This is a genomic window from Streptomyces sp. NPDC057474 (assembly GCF_042802555.1).
In the GTDB taxonomy this organism is placed as follows: Bacteria; Actinomycetota; Actinomycetes; order Streptomycetales; family Streptomycetaceae; genus Streptomyces.
Genome location: NZ_JBHVDX010000410.1, coordinates 1 through 4,330 on the forward strand (window position 1 = coordinate 1; position 4,330 = coordinate 4,330).

The following is a 4,330-nucleotide window of genomic DNA, read 5'->3' on the forward strand; positions in this document are numbered from 1 at the left end:
CCCTCGGTGAACCGGGCTCCGCCCGTCCCGTCTCAACCCGACGCCACGACCCAGTCGTACGCCTCCCGCGCCGTGAACTCCCCCTGCCCGCCCCGCACCGCCAGCCCCGCCGTCGCGAACGCCGGATCGTCGGCCCGGTCGGCGAGACAGGGAACCGCGACGCACCGCATCCCGGCCGCGTGGGCGGCGGCCGCACCCGGCGCCGCGTCCTCCAGGACGACACGACGAAGAGGTGTCCTTCCTCGGCACACCGACTGCCGCCCTGCTGATCGCCACGGCGTCCAAGGCACTCAACGGCCGCAGCCAGGTCCGCGCGGAGACCAGGTGTTCCGCTCCATCACCTTGCCCCTGCTGCGCCCGTCCCTCGCGCTCACCCTGCTCCTGTGCGTCACCGGATCGCTGTCGGCCGGGGCTGCGCCCAGGCGGCGGGCGGCCTCCAGGAACACATCGGGCGCCGGCTTGCCGCGGTCGACCTCCTCCGCCGACACGACGCTCCGCAGATACGCGTCGAGCCCGGTGCCGCCGAGGATCACCTCGATCGCCTCGCGCGACGACCCCGAGGCCACGGCCATGGGCACCCCCTCGGCCGCGAGCAGCTCCACGAGCTTCCGCATCTCCGGGCAGACCCGGGTGCCGGTGCGGGCCAGCTCCAGATAGTGGCGGTTCTTGTCCGCGACGATCGCCTCGACCGGTGCGGCGAGGCCGTACCGGTCCTTTCAGTCCGAGACCGTCTCCCGGATGCTGATGCCGACGTGGCGCTCATGGTCCGCCCAAGTGAAGCCGGTGACTCCGTGCTCGGCGAGGATGCGCAGGCTCGCTTCGTAGTAGTTCGGTTCGCTGTCCACGAGCGTTCCGTCGAGATCGAAGATGACCGAAGTGCTGCGGACAGTGCTCATGGACTCCAGGGTGCCAGGGGTCAGTTCCTCGCCGGCCGGCCCGCCGTCGAGCCGATCGACTCCACCAACGGCGACAGCCGGTACGGCACCCGCTCCCTGAGCGCCACCTCCGTTCGCGTGCGCACGACGCCCGGCAGGCTGATCAGCGCCTGGATCACGTCCTCCAGATGCGCGTTGTCCCGGGCCACGACCCGGGTGAGGAGATCGCCGCCGCCCGTGATCGAGAACGCCTCGATGATCTCCGGTACGGCCGCCAGCGCGTCCCCCACGTCGTCGAGGTGCCCCTGGGTCACCTCGATGTGCACGAAGGCCAGCACCGGGTGGCCGAGCGCGGCGGGGGAGAGCGACGGGCTCGTGCCGGTGATCACACCGTCGCGTTCCAGCCGGTCGAGGCGGGCCTGGAGCGTGCCCCGGGCGACGCCGAGGATGCGGGCGTACTCCCGCACGCTGGTGCGCGGCTGGTCCAGGAGCAGCCGCAGGATGCGGGTGTCGAGCTCGTCCACGGCCATGGTCCGTTGGCCTCCCTCTGTCATTCGGTGATCATGGAAAACTGTACCAATGGCCCAGTGAACCGCACGCCGGTTGAGCCACCGTGGCTCTGATGTTTTCCTGTTGCCCATCGATGGCGCCGCGCAGCGCAGGACGGCAATGAGGCCGGTCCGTGCCCGCGGCGCCATTTCCATGCCATTGCCATGCCGCGACGGCGTGGTCGATGTCTGAACGGGCTGAAGCGGAACGGGAGAGGGGCGGGCGGCGGTGAAGAGGATGTTCATGGCTCCGGACCCGGGGCTGCTGCGGCTGCGGGTCTCGCTGCGGGCGGTGCTCGGCATCGGTCTCGCGGTGACCGTGTCGGAGCTGGCGGGGCTGTCGCTGACCGCCTCGATCACGGGTGGACTCGCGGCGCTCCTCGCGCTCTTCACGGTCGCCGGTCCGACGGTGCGCGGCCAGGCGGTCACCACCGCACTGCTGCCGGCTGTGGGCTTCCCGGTCCTGGCCCTCGCGACGGTCCTGCACGACGTGCCGGCGCTGCGCGACGCGATCTGGCTCGTCGTGATCTTCTGCGGCGTCCATGCCCGCCGCTGGGGCCCACGGGGCCACGCGCTCGGCATCTTCGCCTTCATGACCTTCTTCGTCACCCAGTTCCTGCACGCCGTCCCCGGCCAACTGCCCGAGCTGTACACGGCGATGACCCTCGCGCTGGCAGCGTCCTCGGCCGTGCGCTTCGGTGCCTGGTGCGTCGAGCGGCGCACCCCGCCGACGGCGGCCCCCGCCCCGGGCGACGGCCGTGGACTCGCCCGGTCCACCACCCGCCAGGCCTTCCAGGCGAGTGCCGCCTGCGCCTTCGCGATGGCCGCCGGACAGGTCCTCTCGCAGGAACGCTGGTACTGGGCCGTCGGCACCGCCTGGTGGATCTTCGTGAACACCACCTCGCGCGGCGAGACCCTGGTCCGCGGCTTCCGACGCGTCCTCGGCACGGTCACCGGCATCCTCGTCGGTCTCCTGGTCGCCGTCCCCCTGCACGGCGCCCCGGCCCCCACCGCCGCGCTGGTCGCCGTCTGCGTGTTCGGCATCTTCTACACGGCCGCCGTGTCGTATTCCTGGATGATGCTCTGCGTCACCGTCATGGCGGGCCTGCTCTACGGTCTCCTCGGCGTCCTGGATCCGGCGCTTCTCGGCCTCCGCCTGGCGCAGACCGGGGTCGGCGCGCTCGGTGCCGCGCTCGCGGTGGCGCTGATCCTGCCGGTCACCACGCACGCCGTCACCGACCGGTGGGTGCGGCGGGCCCTGCACGCGGTGCACGGCTGCACCGCGACGGCGGCCCGGCGCCTGGCGGGAGACCCCGCCGCCGACCCGGCGCCGCGCGTGGCGGAACTGGAGGCACTCCTCGGGCGCGTACGGCTGTCCCTCGCGCCCCTGGTCCACCCGCTCAACCCGCTGCTACCGCGCAAGGAACGGGCCCGCCGGGTGCTCGCCCTCCTCGACGACTGCGCCCGGGAGGCCCGCGGCCTCGCCGCCGTCGCCGCCGACCCGGACGCCTCCCACGACGCCCGCCTCACCGCCGCCTGCCGCCGCGTCGAGTCGGCCGTCGAGGCCCTGGTCGGCGCCGTACCCGAGCGACCCGCCCCGGCGCCCGCCGGCGTCCCGCACCCCGGCCATCACCCCGGCGCGGAACAGGCCCTCGCGCACCTCCACGGCCTGGAACGCGCCCTCGCGGACCTCGCCCAGCCCCTGCGCGGCTCCTCCCTCGTACAGACTTTGGTCTAGACCTCCTGCTACTGTTCGCCCGCACGGCAGGCGAGCGGGAGGGGACGGCAGTGACAGCAGCGGGTCAGGCGGCGGACGCACGGCGGCCGAGGCGGGCCTACATCGGATCGTTCACGTCGGCGGGCGGCCTCGGCGTCCTCGTCGCCGCCGTGGACGAGGCGAGCGGCGCGCTGACCCTCCTCGGCGGCGCGGACGACGTCCCCGACCCGTCCTACCTCGCCCTCTCGCCGGTCGGGGACACGCTCTACGCGGTCAGCGAGCGGCCCGAGGGAGCCGTGGCCGCCTACCGGGTGACGGGCGACAAGCCCGAGTTGACGGGGCCCCCGGTGGCGGTCGGCGACGGCCCCACCCACCTCTCTCTGCACGCCGGCCATGTGCTGACCGCCGACTACGGCTCCGGCAGCGTCACCGCCGTCCCCCTGCGCCCCGACGGCACCCTCGCGGCCCCCGCCTCCGGAACGCTCCGGCACACCGGATCGGGGCCCGACCCACGTCGCCAGCAGGAACCGCACGCCCACCAGGTGCTGCCCGACCCGAGCGGCCGGTGGTTCCTCGGCGTCGACCTCGGCGCCGACTCGGTGCGGGTGTGCGCGCTGGAGGACGGCGTCCCCGTCGTGCGTCACGAGACGGCGCTGCGGCCGGGCTCGGGACCGCGCCACCTCGCCTTCCACCCGGGCGGGCCGGACGGATCGTGGGTCTATGTGCTGAACGAACTCGCCCCCACGGTCACCGTGTGCCGCTGGAACGCCTCTGACGGCCTGCTGGAGGCCCTGGGGGAGACTCCGGTGCTCCAGGGGGCCCCGGAGGGCGACGCGTACCCCTCGGGCGTCGTCGTGTCCCCCGACGGCCGCTTCGTATGGACGGCCACCCGTGGCACGGACGTGCTCTCCGTGCTCGCCGTCGAGGGCGACGGGCTGCGCCTGGTCACGACCGTGCCCTGCGGCGGCCACTGGCCGCGCGCCCTCACGTACGCGGCCGGGCAGCTGTACGTGGCCAACGAGCGCTCCGGCGACGTCACCTGGTTCACGGTCGACCCCGACACGGGCGTACCGGCACGCGGCGGTTCGATCGAGGCGCCCGCGGCTTCCTGCGTCGTCCTGGACGTCTGAGGAGGCCTGTACGGAGACCGGCACACCGGCACACACCGGCATACGTACGGCCGAGGGCCC

3 protein-coding genes and 2 pseudogenes are annotated in these 4,330 nt (G+C 73.7%); 2 read left to right on the plus strand and 3 right to left on the minus strand.

The genetic code is table 11. The features are described 5' to 3' along the window. Window positions 1–32: 32 nt before the first annotated feature. The 3 genes and pseudogenes from ACFU53_RS46880 to ACFU53_RS46890 form a co-directional block, all read right to left on the minus strand. Window positions 33–221: pseudogene (locus ACFU53_RS46880) on the minus strand (HAD family phosphatase); the annotation flags it as partial. Between the two features lie 177 nt (window positions 222–398). Next, window positions 399–896 (minus strand): annotated as a pseudogene (locus ACFU53_RS46885) (HAD family hydrolase); the annotation flags it as partial. A 20-nt stretch (window positions 897–916) separates the two neighbouring features. Continuing rightward, window positions 917–1,405, minus strand: a complete 489-nt coding sequence (locus ACFU53_RS46890; protein ID WP_384006440.1) for an Lrp/AsnC family transcriptional regulator — start codon at window positions 1,403–1,405, stop codon at window positions 917–919. A 256-nt stretch (window positions 1,406–1,661) separates the two neighbouring features. Here ACFU53_RS46890 and ACFU53_RS46895 point away from each other — a divergent pair, with 256 nt between their 5' ends. After that, a complete protein-coding gene (locus ACFU53_RS46895; RefSeq protein ID WP_384006446.1) occupies window positions 1,662–3,161 on the plus strand; it encodes an FUSC family protein in 1,500 nt (499 codons plus the stop codon). Window positions 3,162–3,211: 50 nt separating this feature from the next. Continuing rightward, entirely contained in the window at window positions 3,212–4,270 is a 1,059-nt protein-coding gene (locus tag ACFU53_RS46900) for a lactonase family protein (RefSeq protein ID WP_384006443.1), read from the plus strand. Window positions 4,271–4,330: the final 60 nt, after the last annotated feature.